14 protein-coding genes are annotated in these 14307 nt (G+C 65.9%); 6 read left to right on the top strand and 8 right to left on the bottom strand.

The features are described 5' to 3' along the window. Nucleotides 1-145 precede the first annotated feature (145 nt). Nucleotides 146-1393, top strand: a complete 1248-nt coding sequence (locus BraRD5C2_RS01955; RefSeq protein ID WP_223966469.1) for a DUF763 domain-containing protein — start codon at nt 146-148, stop codon at nt 1391-1393. Between the two features lie 9 nt (nt 1394-1402). Here the strand turns inward: BraRD5C2_RS01955 and BraRD5C2_RS01950 are convergent, their stop codons facing one another. Beyond that, on the bottom strand, nt 1403-2209 hold the full coding sequence (locus tag BraRD5C2_RS01950; RefSeq protein WP_223966467.1) for an enoyl-CoA hydratase/isomerase family protein: 807 nt from the start codon (nt 2207-2209) through the stop codon (nt 1403-1405). A 74-nt stretch (nt 2210-2283) separates the two neighbouring features. Here BraRD5C2_RS01950 and nthA point away from each other — a divergent pair, with 74 nt between their 5' ends. From nthA to BraRD5C2_RS01935, 3 genes are read left to right on the top strand one after another with little or no spacing between them, the layout of a single operon-like run. Then, nucleotides 2284-2913, top strand: a complete 630-nt coding sequence (gene nthA / locus BraRD5C2_RS01945) for a nitrile hydratase subunit alpha (RefSeq protein WP_223966465.1) — start codon at nt 2284-2286, stop codon at nt 2911-2913. Next, entirely contained in the window at nt 2910-3569 is a 660-nt protein-coding gene (gene nthB / locus BraRD5C2_RS01940) for a nitrile hydratase subunit beta (RefSeq protein ID WP_223966463.1), read from the top strand. Before nthA ends, nthB begins: the two co-directional genes overlap by 4 nt. Continuing rightward, nucleotides 3569-3946 carry a nitrile hydratase accessory protein gene (locus BraRD5C2_RS01935; RefSeq protein WP_223966461.1) on the top strand — a complete coding sequence of 126 codons (378 nt, stop codon included), beginning with the start codon at nt 3569-3571 and terminating at the stop codon, nt 3944-3946. The genes nthB and BraRD5C2_RS01935 overlap by 1 nt, the downstream gene beginning before the upstream one ends. A 338-nt stretch (nt 3947-4284) precedes the next feature. Here BraRD5C2_RS01935 and queC read toward each other — a convergent pair whose 3' ends face one another. Further along, nucleotides 4285-5004 carry a 7-cyano-7-deazaguanine synthase QueC gene (gene queC / locus BraRD5C2_RS01930; protein WP_223966459.1) on the bottom strand — a complete coding sequence of 240 codons (720 nt, stop codon included), beginning with the start codon at nt 5002-5004 and terminating at the stop codon, nt 4285-4287. Nucleotides 5005-5132: 128 nt separating this feature from the next. On the opposite strand from queC, the gene mazG reads away from it, so the two are divergent. Further along, entirely contained in the window at nt 5133-5978 is an 846-nt protein-coding gene (gene mazG / locus BraRD5C2_RS01925) for a nucleoside triphosphate pyrophosphohydrolase (protein WP_223966457.1), read from the top strand. A gap of 158 nt (nt 5979-6136) precedes the next feature. Here the strand turns inward: mazG and BraRD5C2_RS01920 are convergent, their stop codons facing one another. Then, entirely contained in the window at nt 6137-7126 is a 990-nt protein-coding gene (locus BraRD5C2_RS01920) for an SMP-30/gluconolactonase/LRE family protein (protein ID WP_223966455.1), read from the bottom strand. Between the two features lie 109 nt (nt 7127-7235). Here BraRD5C2_RS01920 and BraRD5C2_RS01915 point away from each other — a divergent pair, with 109 nt between their 5' ends. Beyond that, a complete protein-coding gene (locus tag BraRD5C2_RS01915; RefSeq protein WP_223966454.1) occupies nt 7236-8123 on the top strand; it encodes a LysR family transcriptional regulator in 888 nt (295 codons plus the stop codon). A 6-nt stretch (nt 8124-8129) separates the two neighbouring features. Here BraRD5C2_RS01915 and mgtE read toward each other — a convergent pair whose 3' ends face one another. From mgtE to ntrX, 5 genes are all read right to left on the bottom strand, one after another. Continuing rightward, a complete protein-coding gene (mgtE, locus tag BraRD5C2_RS01910) occupies nt 8130-9500 on the bottom strand; it encodes a magnesium transporter (protein WP_223966453.1) in 1371 nt (456 codons plus the stop codon). A 158-nt stretch (nt 9501-9658) separates the two neighbouring features. After that, the gene (locus BraRD5C2_RS01905; RefSeq protein WP_223966452.1) at nt 9659-10834 is read right to left on the bottom strand and encodes an FAD-dependent oxidoreductase; all 1176 of its coding nucleotides are present in this window, start codon (nt 10832-10834) and stop codon (nt 9659-9661) included. Between the two features lie 44 nt (nt 10835-10878). Then, nucleotides 10879-12273, bottom strand: a complete 1395-nt coding sequence (gene hflX / locus BraRD5C2_RS01900) for a GTPase HflX (protein WP_223966451.1) — start codon at nt 12271-12273, stop codon at nt 10879-10881. Nucleotides 12274-12284: 11 nt separating this feature from the next. Then, the gene (hfq, locus tag BraRD5C2_RS01895; protein WP_006020546.1) at nt 12285-12533 is read right to left on the bottom strand and encodes an RNA chaperone Hfq; all 249 of its coding nucleotides are present in this window, start codon (nt 12531-12533) and stop codon (nt 12285-12287) included. 388 nt (nt 12534-12921) lie between these two features. Beyond that, nucleotides 12922-14292: a nitrogen assimilation response regulator NtrX gene (gene ntrX, locus BraRD5C2_RS01890; RefSeq protein WP_223966450.1), complete on the bottom strand. Its 1371-nt coding sequence runs from the start codon at nt 14290-14292 to the stop codon at nt 12922-12924. Nucleotides 14293-14307: the final 15 nt, after the last annotated feature.

Genomic DNA, 14307 nt, shown 5'->3' with positions numbered 1-14307 from the left:
GCTTTTTTGTGAAGGGAAACTTTCAAGAAAAAGCTAAGGAATTCCGTTCTGTGTGTCGGTCTTGTGCGGGGATTCCCCCCCCCCGAAGGCTTTGCCTGATAGTCTGCCCCCGACTCCACGACAACAGTTCGAGACTTGGAGACCAATGGTTCGACGTACCGGCAGCGCCGATCTTCCGCTCCATGGTGGACGCGTGCCGCCGTGGCTGGCGGAGCGCATGGCGACGCTGGGTGCGATCATCACGCAGGCCGTGGTCCATCATTACGGCCGCGACGCGTTCCTGCAGCGGCTCTCGCATCCGTTCTGGTTCCAGTCGTTCGGTGCCGTCATGGGCATGGACTGGCATTCGTCGGGTATCACCACGAGCGTCATCGGCGCGCTCAAGCGCGGGCTGGCGCCGCGGCAGGACGAGCTCGGCATCTACGTCTGCGGTGGTCGCGGCAAGCATTCGCGGCGCACGCCGGACGAATTGTCGGCGCTGGGCGACCGGACCGGCGTTGACGGCGTCGCCCTCACCCGCGCCAGCCGTCTGGTCGCCAAGGTCGACAGTGCCGCGGTCCAGGACGGTTTCGAGCTCTACCTGCATGGCTTCTTCGTCACCGCGGAAGGCAAATGGACCGTGGTCCAGCAAGGCATGAACGATCACAAGCGACAGGCGCGACGCTACCACTGGCATTCCGAGGGGCTGCGCAGCTTCGTCGACGAGCCGCACAGCGCGATCGATGGTCCAGCGCAGGGCGAGATCGTCAATCTCACCGATCACCGCGCCGACGCCTCGCGCCAGGCCCAGCTCGATCTGCTCGCCGCGCTCGGTCCTGACGGCATCGCGCATGAATATGCCGAACTGACCGAGCAGGTGGAGGCGCAGGGCGATCTGTTGCACCTGATCATGCCCGCGCATCACGACGTGCGGTCGAGCGATGTCTTCATCCGCCGCCTGCATGGCACCCTCGCCGCCGCCGCGGAGCGCGGGCCGCTGGATTTCCCCGAACTGCTGCTGACGCCCGGCGTCGGTGCCCGCACCGTGGAGTCGCTCGCCATGGTCGCCGAGGTCGTCCACGGGACGCCGTATCGCTTCCGCGATCCGGCGCGTTTCTCGCTCGCGCATGGCGGCAAGGACCGTCATCCGTTTCCGGTGCCGATCAAGGTCTATGACGAGACCATCGGCGTGCTGAAATCGGCGGTACGGCAGGCCAAGCTCGGCCGCGACGAGGAGTTGCAGGCGCTGAAGCGGCTGGATGACCAGGCCCGCAGGCTGGAGCTGACCGCAACCGGCCCGTCCTTCGATGCCTTCGTCGCCAACGAGCGCGCGCGTTCGCCGGCCCTTGACGGCCGCTCGGCGTTCGGTTGGGAGGCCGACCTCGCCGCAAGCGACCGCATCACCAAAGCTTAGGCGGAGCCGTCAGCGTCCCCTGAAGCGCGGCTTGCGCCGCCCGAGGAAAGCCGCGACGCCCTCCTTGTGATCCTCGGTCAGGCTCGCCAGCGCGAACTGGTCGAGATCCATGTGGCTGGCGAGATCGTCGAGCGCATGCGCCAGGCGGTTGACCGTCAGCTTGGTCATCGCCACCGAAATCGGCGGCTGGGCGGCGACCTTGGCCGCGAGCGCCATCGCAGCATCATACGATTTGCCCGGATCAGTCACCTGCTCCACCAAGCCCCATTCGTAGGCCTCCTCGGCGGAGATCCGGTCGTCGGCCAGGATCACGGCCTGCTTGGTGCGCGCCGGCCCCATCAGATGCAGCATGCGCGGCACGCTCTGCCAGCTCATGTTCATGCCGAGCGCAATCTCCGGCACGCGAAGATGCGCATCGCGCGCCATGACCCGGAAATCCAGCGCGACCGCGAGCGCCACGCCGCCGCCGACGCAAAAGCCCTCGATCGCGCCGATCGTGACCTGCTCCATCTCCTGCCAGGCGCGCGTCAGCCGCGGCCCGAGCTTCAGGTGACGGCGCAGCGTGCCCATATCCATCGTCTTGCGCGAGCGCCCTTCGGCATCCTTGAGGTCGAAGCCGGCGCTGAACGATTTAGCGCCGCCGGTCAGCACCACCACCGAGGTTTCGCCATCGTCCTCGAAACTGCGCGCCGCATCGGTCAATTGCCGCAGCGCCTCCGGCGACAGCGCGTTGATACCGTCGCCGCGGTCGAACCGCACCACGGCGATACGGCCCTCTGGTCCGAGGCCCTTCTCGATCGTCACATCGTCAACCACGCATACCTCCCAGCTCGCATTGTTGTGTACTGCTTGCCTCGACATAGCACGGCGATTTCGCCTATTCTGTAGGCATGAGCGAACATGATCATCACCACCACGATCACGACCATTCCGAACTGTCGGAGACCGAGCTGCGCGTCCGCGCGCTGGAATCGATCCTGACCGAAAAGGGCTATGTCGAGGCTGCCGCGCTCGACGCCATCGTGCAGGCCTATGAGACGAAGATCGGCCCGCATAACGGCGCCAAGGTCGTGGCCAAGGCCTGGACCGATCCCGCCTTCAAGAAGGCGCTGCTCGAGGACGCCAGCAAGGCGGTCGGCACCCTCGGTCATGTCAGCCGGGTGGGCGACCACCTGGTCGCGATCGAGAACACGCCTGGCCGTCACAACATGGTCGTCTGCACTTTGTGCTCCTGTTACCCTTGGGAAATGCTGGGGCTGCCGCCGGTCTGGTACAAGGCCTCGCCGTACCGCTCGCGCGCGGTCAAGGATCCGCGCGGCGTGCTCGCCGATTTCGGCGTCAGCCTGCCGAAGGAGACGGAAATCCGGGTCTGGGACTCGACGGCCGAAACACGCTTCCTGGTGCTGCCGATGCGGCCCGCGGGCACTGAGGGCTGGAGCGAGGAACAGCTCGCCGACCTCGTGACGCGCGATTCCATGATTGGCACCGGCTTCCCGAAAACGCCGGGAGCACCGTCGTGAACGGCGTCCACGACATGGGCGGCATGGACGGGTTCGGCAAGGTCGAGCCCGAACCGAACGAGCCGATGTTCCATCAGGAATGGGAATCGCGGGTGCTCGCCATGGTCCGCGCGATGGGCGCCGCCGGCGCCTTCAACATCGACGCGTCGCGCTTCTATCGCGAGACCCTGCCCCCGCAGGTCTATCTGTCGAGCTCCTACTACAGGAAATGGCTGCTCGGGCTGGAAGCCCTGCTGCTCGACAAGGGCTATATCTCTAACGACGACGTCGCCGCCGGACATTCCGTCGCGCCGGCGAAATCGCTCAAGCACGGCAAGTTCTCGATGGCCGATGTCGAGCGCATCATGGTGCGCGGCAAGTTCGGCCGCGCGGCGCCGGGGCTGGCAAAATTTAAGGCCGGCGATCGGGTACGGGCGAAGAACATCCATCCCGCCACGCATACGCGGCTGCCGCGCTACGTGCGCGGTCATGTCGGCGTGGTCGAGCGCGATCACGGCTGTCACGTGTTTCCCGATACGGTCGCCAACGATGCCGGCGAGCATCCGCAATGGCTGTACACCGTCGTGTTCGATGGACGCGAATTGTGGGGACCGGACTCCGATCCGACCATCAAGGTCTCGATCGACGCGTTCGAGCCGTATCTGGAGGCGGTCTGATGGATACCGGCGCCGCCGCGCGCGCGACCAGCGCCGTGTCCAGCATTCCCCGCGATCAGGACGGCCCGGTGTTCCGCGCGCCGTGGGAGGCGCAGGCCTTCGCCATGGCGTTGACGCTGCATGACCGCGGCGTGTTCACCTGGCCCGAATGGGCCGCCGCCCTCGCCGATCAAATCAAGCGCGCGCTGGCGGCCGGCGATCCCGACACCGGCGAGACCTACTACCAGCATTGGCTGGCGACGCTCGAACACCTCGTGGCCGCCAAGGGCGTCACGACACCGGAGACCCTGCACCGCTACCGCGACGCCTGGGACCACGCCGCCGACCGTACCCCGCACGGCCAGCCGATCGTGCTGACGGCTAAGGATTTTGGGTAGAGGCACGCACTTCACATCGACGCTCGCTCAACAGCTTGTTCGGTGTCATCACCCGCGAAAGCGGGTGATCCAGTATTCCAGAGACGCCAGTGTTTGAGCGGAGAAGCCGCGGCGTACTGGATCGCCCGGTCAAGCCGGGCGATGACAGTGTGGGCGCCTCACACACCGTCGTCTTGGCGAGCCGCGCCTTACACGATTTCGGAATAATAGAAGGCTACCGCTGAGTTGCCCGACGTGTCAAGTTGCCGTGTCGAACGCCGGCAGCCGCCGACTCCTTTGCATGGGGTTGTTTTCGATATTTTGGCAGTCCACCCCTGCGGACGGCTATGCGCCCGCCGTTACGGGCCGCCCTGCGCGACATACTCTCGCCAGCCCTTGGCCCGCAGGCTGCAGGCCGGGCATTCGCCGCAGCCATAGCCCCAATCGTGCCGCGCGCCGCGTTCGCCGAGATAGCAGGTGTGCGAGTGCTCGCGGATCAGATCGACCAGCCCTGCCCCGCCGAGCTCGTGCGCAAGCCGCCAGGTCGCCGCCTTGTCGAGCCACATCAGCGGCGTGTGCAGCTCGAAGTCCCTCGCCATGCCGAGGCTGAGCGCGGACTGCAGCGCCTTGATGGTCTCGTCGCGGCAATCCGGATAGCCGGAATAGTCGGTCTCGCACATGCCGCCGATGATGTGGCGGATGCCGCGCCGATAGGCCAGTGCGCCCGCGAAGGTGAGGAACACAAGGTTGCGGCCGGGCACGAAGGTGTTCGGCAACCCGTCAGCGCCCATTTCGATCGCGACGTCGCGGGTCAGCGCGGTGTCTGATATCTCCGACAGCGTCGGGATCGCCAGTGTGTGGCTGTCACCGAGCCTTGCAGCCCAGTCCGGCCGGATTTGCTTGATCCCGGCAAGCAGGCGGTCGCGGCAATCGAGCTCGATCGCGTGACGCTGGCCGTAGGTGAAGCCGATCATCTCGACGCGCGCGAAGCGGTCCAACGCCCAGGCAAGGCAGGTGGTGGAATCCTGGCCGCCGGAAAACAGCACCAACGCGGTGTCGGAATTGTTGTGATCGGTCATAAGTGGCGATTTAGCACCTGACGGCGCCGCGGCCAATCCGTGGACAGCGCCGCGTTTCCGGCGTGTTTTGCTGGGATCGACGGGGCCGATTTGGCATAACGGCTATACCTCTCATACAGCGGTGCCCGATGACCCCTTCCCGCGACATTTCCCGCCTGATCGAGATCATGGCCGCGCTGCGTACGCCGGTGACCGGCTGCCCATGGGATCTCATCCAGAATTTTGAGACCATCGCGCCCTACACGATCGAGGAGGCCTATGAGGTCGCGGACGCGATCACGCGCGGCGATCTCGACGATCTACGCGAGGAGCTCGGCGACCTCCTGCTCCAGGTGGTCTATCACGCAAGGATGGCCGAAGAGCAGAACGCCTTTGCGTTCGGAGACGTGGTCGAGGCGATCACGAGGAAGATGATCCGCCGTCATCCGCATGTCTTTGCCGACAAGGACGGCAATATCCAGCCCGCCGGCGTCAAGAGCGCCTGGGAGCGCATCAAGGCCGAGGAGAAGGCCGAGCGCGCGGCTCGGCGGCCGCCGGAAGAGACCGCGCACACATCCCTGCTGGCCAGCGTGAAGGCCGGCCTCCCTGCCCTGACGCGGGCGATGGAGCTGCAGCGCAAGGCGTCTACCGTCGGCTTCGACTGGAACGACCCGCGCGCCGTACTCGCCAAGATCCGCGAGGAGGCCGACGAGATCGAGGCGGCGCTCGACCGCAACGACAAGGCCGAGATCGCCGAGGAAACGGGCGACCTGATGTTCGCGCTGGTCAACCTCGCCCGCCACGTCGACGCCGATCCGGAAACCGCGCTGCGCGCAACCAACGCCAAGTTCGAGCGGCGGTTTGCCTATATCGAGCAGGCGCTGGCCGCGCAGGGCCGCTCGCTCGACGGCGCGACGCTGGAAGAGATGGACGCGCTGTGGAACGAAGCGAAGAGCGCCGTCGTCCCGGCGAAGGCCGGGACCCATACCGCGTGATCTAACGGTTCATCGAGACTGCCAATCCCACGCAAACGCGGAACTGCGACTGCGCTCAACAACGAGCTTCGGTGGTGATGGGTCCCGGCCTTCGCCGGGACGACAGTGAGTTTGTGGATGTGGCGCAGCGACCGCCGGCGGGCACAGCCGGCGAGCGCTCACGCTGACCATGGACTGAAGATTCCGATCCGCTGTCCGGTGAAGCTGCCGACCCAGATCTGCTCGCCGACCTCCATCGCTCCCGTCGCGCCGCCAAAGCCCTTGGCCACCGCGCCGGCCTCGTCCACCGCGATCAGAGATTCGATCGCGAGGCTGACCGGATCGAGCCGGACGACCTTGAACGCCAGCGGGCAGCGATCGCCGCGCGCTTCGCAGCCGAATAGAACCTCCGGCCGCGTGGATTGTCCCGCGAGCAGCAGCCGCCCGTCCGCAGTCCAGCGCAAATTGTCAGGCAGAAAATCCGTCTCGACGCTTGCGACCGCTCGGCCATCGCGGTCGAGCCGCCAGACGCGACGCGCGGCCCATTCGCAGGCGATGACGACACCATCGCGCGACACGGCGATGCCGTTGGCGCCGGACATCGCCTGATCGCCGAACCGGCTCCAGCCATTCGCCGGCGACCAGCGCCACACCTGCCCGGTCGGCTCGCCGCGCGCAAACCGCGACACGAACTCGCCGTCGGTCGGATCGAACATGCTGGTCATGACGAAGCCGCCATCAGGCAGATGCGCCACCGCGTTCGCCGACGTCCGCGGCGGCTGCACCAGGCGCTCGCCCGCTGCAACGAAAGGCCCCTCCTCGCCGAGCTCGAGCACCAGGCGGTCGATCGCTTCGCCGCCACCATGATCGACCACCAGCAGCTCGAACGTCTCATCGGCGAGACGCCGCGCCGCGATTCCGTGCGGGTCGAAGATCTGAGGTCCGAGCCGCGCCTGCTGCGCGGCAGGTGCCCAACGCAGCTCCGTCGCGTGTGACGGCCGCGCCGTATCGACCTTGAACAGGCCGCCGCCATGGTCCGCAGATCGCATGCAGCTGACGATGACCCAGGACGTTCCCGGGAGTTCGACCAGGTCTTCCGGATGCCATACGCCGTCGACAAACCCGCTCAATTGGTAGCTTGCATGATCCGTGTGGATGTCTTGTGCCATCGTTCGCGCCTCGGTGAGTTCAACTGAACCGAGGATAGAAAGTCGGCGGCCGCCGATCATCGGGCGGAAACTCGCGACATCGGCGACCGGAATTCGCTAATCTGCCACCATGGAAGACCCGCCGTCACTCGTCACCTTCGTCACCGTCGCCGAAACGCTGAGCTTTGCAGCTGCCGCGAGAAAGCTCGGCCTGTCGCCATCAGCGACCGGAAAGGCGATCGCCACACTGGAGGCCCAACTCGGCGTGCGCCTGTTCACGCGAACGACGCGGCGCGTCAGCCTGACGCCCGAAGGCGAATTGCTGCTCGGCCGCGCACGACGGCTGCAGGACGATTGGCGCGAGACGACGGAGCTGCTGTCGGCATCGGCGGGCGAACCGCAAGGCCTGCTGCGCATCAGCCTGCCTGCCGCGGGCTATCGCTTCCTCGCGCCGCATCTGGCGGCCTTCGCGCAAGCGCATCCGAAGATCCGGCTCGATCTGGATTTCGACGACCGCATCAGGGATCTGGCGACGGAGGGTTTTGATCTTGCGATCCGCAGCGGCGTCCTGCCTGATTCCGGCCTGATGTCGCGCAGGCTCCCGCCGTTCCGGCTCTCGGTCTACGCCGCGCCGTCTTATCTCGCCGAATGCGGCGAACCGGCCGATCAGGCGGCGCTGTCGGCGCATCGCCTGATCCGCTTCCGCCATCCCGACACCGACGTGCTGCAGGCGTGGCAGCTGGCCAGCGGCGCACAGGCCGCGATCGAGGAAGCAACGCCTCACGTGATCTGCTCGAACATCGAGGCGGTCCGTGCGGCAGCGGTTGCAGGCCTGGGACTCGCCTGGGCGCCCGATTTCCTGATGCGCGACGCGGTCGAAGCCGGTCAGTTGCAGATCGTGCTGCCGCAGGAGACGATCGAAGCCGCGTTCTGGCTGCTGTGGCCTTCAGGCAGGTACGGTTCGACGCGGCTGCGCGCGTTCATCGATTTTGCCGCGAGCCGGCTATTTGCCACCTGACACGGCCTACAGCAGCGTGCCGTGCAGGATGACCGCCGCTACTCCGAAATAGATCACGAGGCCGGTGACGTCGACCAGCGTCGCGACGAACGGCGCGGACGCGCTCGCCGGATCGAAGCCGATGCGCTTGAGGATGAACGGCAGCATCGATCCCGCCAGCGAGCCAAAGGTGACGATGCCGACCAGCGCGGCGCCGACGGTGATCGCCACCAGCATCCAATGCGGACCGTAGTCGAACAGGCCAAGCGTCTGCCAGAGCGTGATCCTGATAATGCCGATCACGCCGAGGATGGAGCCGAGCACGATACCGGTCGGCAGCTCGCGCAGGGCGACGCGCCACCAGTCGCGCAGCCGCACCTCGTGCAGCGCCAGCGAGCGGATCAGGAGCGAGGTCGCCTGCGAGCCAGAATTGCCGCCGGAACTCATGATCAACGGGATGAACAGCGTCAGGACGATCGCCTTCTCGAGTTCGCTCTGGTACGACTGCATCGCAGTCGCAGTCAGCATTTCCGAAAGGAACAGCGCGCACAGCCAGCCGCCGCGCTTCTTGATCATTTCGAGGAAGCCGATCCGCAGATAAGGTTCGTCGATCGCTTCCATGCCGCCGAACTTCTGGGCGTCCTCGGTCGATTCCTCGACGATGGCGTCGATGACGTCGTCGACCGTGACGATGCCGAGAATATGGCCGGGGCCGTCGACCACGGCGACCGCGAGCAGGTCGTAGCGCGAGATCAGCCGCGCCGCCTCCATGCGGTCAGCCTCAGGCGCGATCATCAGCGGCTTCCGCGCCGGTGCCGCGGTGAGCACATTGGCATGCGGATCGGCCGAGATCAGGCGGCGCAGCGGTACGGCCTGGATCAGGGTCTTCTTGACCGGGTCGGTCACGAAGATCGAGTAGACGGTCTCGCGGGTGCGCTCGACCATCCGGATGTGATGCAGGACCTCGGCGATGGTCCAGTTCGAGGGCACGCTGACGAATTCGGTCGTCATGATGCTGCCGGCACTGCGCTCGGGATAGGCCAGCAGCCCGGAGATGACGTTGCGGGTATCCGGATTGAGGCCGTTCAGCAGCGTGGTGCGCAGCGGCTCGACCAGTTCCTTGAATATGTCGGCGGCGCGGTCGTCGGAGACGCCTGACAGCAGCGACACCGCGGTGTCCTTGGGCAGTTCGGCCAGGATCTCGCAAGTGTTGTCGAGCCCGGGCAGGTCGAGCACCTCGATCGCCTTCTCCGCCGGCAGCGATTGCAGCAGCTTCGCCGCATCCGCCGGCTCCCGGGCATTGAGGGCATCGACGATCTCGGGCGCCCGCACATGGGCAAGATCCCCGTTCTGGCCGGCGAGCGTGTCGTGGGTGATGGTGTCGCTGGTGTCCTGCATCGATCGGCCTCGGCTTTGCGTCCAGCAGCGCAATGAACCAAGGCGGCGCAGATTTCAAACAGAAAGTGCGGCGGCACGTCGCAGGCGCGGTCGAGTGAGGCCGCGTCACGGCGTCGTCACATTTCGGGAAATTGCGAGGTGCCGTGCCGGAAGGCCGCTCAGGCCCGGCTGAACAGTTTCGCTGCGTCTTCCACTGCCTGGCGCGCGGCGGCGAGATCCGGCGTCTCGTTGTCGTCGTTGAAGCCGAAATAGTCGCTTTCGCCGAGCGGCTGGACGACGATGCCGTCGCGTCGGCCGAGGACGCTGAGGTTACGGTAGAAGACGCCGTAATTGACATCCGGCTGCGGAATGAGCCAGGCGATCTGGCCGCGCACCGGAACGATGCTCTCGTCCCGAAACAACGCACGGGCGCCGTAGCCGGTGCAGTTGACAATGACGGTCTCACGGATCTTCGAAAGGTCGGACGGCGTGTGCAGCTCGATCGGCACGAGCAGCCCCCCGGCGCGCTGAAACTCCGCCTCGAGTTGACGGTAGAGATCCGTGACGTTGTAGGTGAGCGAGGCGCTCTTCCAGGCGTATGGCGCGGGAAACGGATTTGATCCGGCGGCCAGCAAGTCCCATCGCGGCGTCAGCGACCTGATCTGGCCGCGCAATTCGAGGAATTTCTTCTGGCCGTCGCCCGCGGCATGCTGGCGTCGGTGCGGACGGCCGTCGGCGTCGGGCGCGTCGTCGGAGAGCAAATAGCGATCCGTCCATTCGATCGGATTGCCGGCAAGCCCGAGATAGCTTTGATGGGTGGCAAAGGTCGTGCGCGCCATCCGCTCCCAGCGGTCGGCAAAGTCCGGCGTGACGTCTGCTTCCATCGCGATCCGCGAATCCGGCGACCAGTCCCCGGTCGCACGCGCCGAGCGCACCTGCGGGAAGCGCTCCTTGGCGTAGATCGTGACAGTCGCGCCCATCCGCTGGGCGGTGATCGCCGTCGTCAGACCGATCGCGCCGGCGCCGAGGACGGCGACGTTGCGCGCGCTCAACTGCAAAGCGAGCGGCACGGCCTCCTGCGCGGCGCCCCAGGACAGCGACCAGCCGCTGCCGCCGTGTCCGTAATTGTGGACGACATATTTGCTGTCGATCCATTCCGCCTCGATGCGCGGACCGGCAGCGCGGAACGGACGGAGGCATACGGTGACACGAAACATGCGATCCGGACGCGCAAGGACCGGCCGGAGCGCGGGGGCATCGACGAAAGCAGCGTTGTCGGCGGCTCCACGCGTTGAAATGCCCGCGACCGCGGCGCTCGCCAGGCCGCCGCCGAGAAATGCTCGACGATTGAACATCGATCCCACTTCGATCCCCCTTGCCGCCACGGATGTCCGGGACGTTACGTCCCGTGCGGAAGAGCATCGAATCGTGACATGACGATGTCGCGCTTGGTCTCGTCGACCCGCACCGTCATGTCGAAGCGCTCGCCATTGAGCTCCTTGTTCAGGACCTCGGCATTGCGATGCAGCCAGCTGATGCCGGCGCCGTCGGAGGCATCGATCGAAAGATTGAGCGTGATGCGCTTGGCCGCGAGTCGATCCTCGATCGCGGCCAGAAGCTCCTCGATCCCCTCGCCTGTGACGGCCGAGACCAGGAAGCACGGCCGCTCCGGCGGCCGGCGCGCGGCGATGTTGCGCAGATTGTCCCGTTCCTCCGGATCGAACCGATCGATCTTGTTCCAAACCTCGATGATGCGCTGGCCGCCGTCGGCGTCGGGATCGATGCCGAGCTGGTGCAGCACCGCCTCGACGTCGCGCTCCTGCGCCTCCGCATCCTCGTGGGAGATGTCGCGGACGTGCAGGATGATGTCGGCCTCCAGCACCTCCTCCAGCGTGGCGCGGAACGCGGCCACGAGCTGGGTCGGCAGATTGGAGATGAAGCCGACCGTATCCGACAGCATCGCCTTGCCGCCATGCGGCAGGTTGAGCGCGCGCAAGGTCGGGTCGAGCGTCGCAAACAGCATGTCGGCGGCCTGCACGTCGGCGCGCGTCAGGCGATTGAACAGGGTCGATTTGCCGGCATTGGTGTAGCCGACCAGCGCGACGACGCGGTACGGCACGCGCTGGCGTCCGGCGCGATGCAGCCGCCGTGTCGCCTGTACCTTCTTCAGCTCGTTCTCAAGCCGCGTGATGCGGTCGCCAATCAGGCGGCGGTCAGCCTCGATCTGGGTTTCACCGGGGCCGCCCATGAAGCCGAAGCCGCCGCGCTGCCGCTCGAGATGGGTCCACGACCGCACCAGGCGGCTGCGCTGGTAGTTGAGATGGGCGAGCTCGACCTGCAACGCGCCTTCCTTGGTCTTGGCGCGGCGGCCGAAGATTTCCAGGATCAGGCCGGTGCGGTCGAGCACCTTGGTGCTCCAGGCCTTCTCGAGATTGCGCTGCTGGATCGGCGACAGTGCGCAATCCATCACCACGAGCTCGACCTTGTCGCCGGCGACGAGGCCGTTGATCTCCTCGACCTTGCCCTTGCCGAGATAGGTCGCGGGCCGGATCTGGCTGATCGGCGCTACGACGGATTCCACCACGGTGAGGTCGATCGCGCCGGCGAGGCCGGCGGCTTCCTCGATTCGCGCTTCGTAGTCGCGGACAGAGGAATCCGTTTGCGCATCGCCGTCGCCACGACGCATGCGCAGATAGGGGCCGATGACGATCACCCGCCCGGTGCTCAAGTCCCCCGCCGACCCGGGCCTAGACTTGGTCCGGTCGGCGCCCCCTTCAGGATTGAAGGGTTCCAATCAGTTCACTCTCAAGCCGGTGCGTCCTCACCACCTTCGAACAGCTGAATCGGAGCGCCGGGCATGATGGTCGAGATCGCGTGCTTGTAGACAAGCTGCGAGTGACCGTCGCGCCGCAGCAGCAAGCAGAAATTGTCGAACCATGTGACAATGCCCTGCAGCTTTACCCCGTTGACCAGAAATATCGTCAGTGGCGTTTTTGTTTTACGAACGTGATTAAGGAAGGTGTCTTGTAGATTTTGTGCGCGGTCTGCCGCCATTGTTTTTGTCCCGCAAGCTTGTGCTTCTTTTTTATTGAACCGGTTGCGGCTCTCTGACGGAGCCTCCTCCGGCTGCCCGCCTGCCCTGAGATCCCCCTCTGGCAGGCGTAGCGGTAGGATTAGAGGCCACGCGCGGTTTTTAGGCAAGCCGGTTCGCGCAGCAGTCGGTAGGAACACGGTGGCAATTCTAAGAAAGCGCAGGGAAAGAGACAAATATTCTCGCAGGGAGTGGATAAATCCCCCGGTTGTACCGGCCCCGCCCTCGCCTCGCTCACCGGCCCGTCCGGACCCGAGCCTGGCTCTGCCTCCCCGGCGGGTGACCGCCGAGGCTTCGCGCCAGGCTACCGGCGAGTGCCGGCTCAGGCGTATCGGGTCAGGCGTTTCGGGGTCAGCCGACCCCGAGCGCCTTCAGCTTGCGATGCAGCGCCGAGCGTTCCATGCCGACGAACTCCGCGGTGCGCGAGATGTTGCCGGAGAAGCGGCTGATCTGGGCGATCAGATAATCGCGCTCGAACACTTCGCGCGCCTCGCGCAGCGGCAGGCCCATGATGTGCTCGCCATTGTTGGAGGTCGGCATCGCCGGCACCATCGAGCCGACGTCCTGCGGCAGCATATCGGCAGTGATGATCGCCTCCGGACCGCCGCCGGCCAGGATCATCACGCGCTCGACATTGTTGCGGAGCTGGCGGACGTTGCCCGGCCAGACATGCGACTGCAGCACGGCCATCGCGTCCTGTCCGATCTGCCGCTTCGGCAGGCCGGTGGCCGCCGATATCTGGTCCATGAAATAGTCGATCAGCTCGGGGATGTCCTCGCGGCGCTCCGACAGCGGCGGCACTCGGATCGGCACTACCGAGAGCCGATGATAGAGATCCTCGCGGAAGCGGCCCGCCGCGATCTCCTCCTCGAGGTTGCGCGCGGTCGAGGAGATGATGCGGACGTCGACATGGACCTTGCCGGTGCCACCCTGGCGCTGGAAGGTCTGATCGACCAGCACGCGCAGAATCTTGTTCTGGGTCTCGCGCGGCATATCCGCGATCTCGTCGATGAACAGCGTGCCGCCATGCGCCTCCTCGAGCGCGCCGGCCTTGCGCTGCTGCTCGCCGTTCGATCCCTCGATGCCGAACAGCTCGATCTCCATGCGTTCCGGCGTGATCGCGGCCGCATTGATCACCACGAACGGCCCCTCGGCGCGCCCTGACGCATGGTGCAGCATGCGCGCGGCAAGTTCCTTGCCGGCGCCGGAAGGACCGACGATCAGGATGCGGCTGTTGGCTTTGGCGGCGCGGTCGATGGTCTGGCGCAGCTGATTCATGCAGGCCGAGCGGCCGGTCAGGACGCTCGCCGCGGGCGCCAGTTGCTTGAGCTCCTTCACCTCACGCTTGAGCCGCGAGGTCTCCAGCGCCCGCGTCGCGACCAGGATCAGCCGGTCCGACTTGAACGGCTTCTCGATGAAGTCATAGGCGCCGCGCTTGATCGCGGCGACGGCGGTTTCGATGTTGCCGTGGCCGGAGATCATCACGACCGGCAGATCGGCATTGTCCTTCTTGATCTGCTCGAGCAGTTGCAGGCCGTCGAGCTTGGAGCCCTGCAGCCAGATGTCGAGGAAGACCAGGTTCGGGCGGCGGTTGGCGATCTCGGCAAGCGCCGAATCGCTGTCGCGCGCGGTGCGCGTGGAAAACCCCTCATCGTCCAGGATACCCGCAACGAGGTCGCGAATGTCTGCTTCGTCGTCGACAATCAGAATGTCACTTGCCATGGGTTACACCTGCGT

This window comes from Bradyrhizobium sp. RD5-C2 (genome assembly GCF_019972155.1).
GTDB lineage: Bacteria > Pseudomonadota > Alphaproteobacteria > Rhizobiales > Xanthobacteraceae > Bradyrhizobium.
Note: the sequence above shows the minus strand (reverse complement) of the source record. Positions and strands in the feature narration are given on the sequence as shown.

Coding starts and splice junctions, on each gene's coding strand:
- BraRD5C2_RS01955 (WP_223966469.1), top strand. CDS start 146: ATGGTTCGACGTACCGGCAGCGCCGATCTTCCGCTCCATGGTGGACGC.
- nthA (WP_223966465.1), top strand. CDS start 2,284: ATGAGCGAACATGATCATCACCACCACGATCACGACCATTCCGAACTG.
- BraRD5C2_RS01935 (WP_223966461.1), top strand. CDS start 3,569: ATGGATACCGGCGCCGCCGCGCGCGCGACCAGCGCCGTGTCCAGCATT.
- queC (WP_223966459.1), bottom strand. CDS start 5,004: ATGACCGATCACAACAATTCCGACACCGCGTTGGTGCTGTTTTCCGGC.
- mazG (WP_223966457.1), top strand. CDS start 5,133: ATGACCCCTTCCCGCGACATTTCCCGCCTGATCGAGATCATGGCCGCG.
- BraRD5C2_RS01920 (WP_223966455.1), bottom strand. CDS start 7,126: ATGGCACAAGACATCCACACGGATCATGCAAGCTACCAATTGAGCGGG.
- BraRD5C2_RS01915 (WP_223966454.1), top strand. CDS start 7,236: ATGGAAGACCCGCCGTCACTCGTCACCTTCGTCACCGTCGCCGAAACG.
- mgtE (WP_223966453.1), bottom strand. CDS start 9,500: ATGCAGGACACCAGCGACACCATCACCCACGACACGCTCGCCGGCCAG.
- BraRD5C2_RS01905 (WP_223966452.1), bottom strand. CDS start 10,834: ATGTTCAATCGTCGAGCATTTCTCGGCGGCGGCCTGGCGAGCGCCGCG.
- hfq (WP_006020546.1), bottom strand. CDS start 12,533: ATGGCGGCAGACCGCGCACAAAATCTACAAGACACCTTCCTTAATCAC.
- ntrX (WP_223966450.1), bottom strand. CDS start 14,292: ATGGCAAGTGACATTCTGATTGTCGACGACGAAGCAGACATTCGCGAC.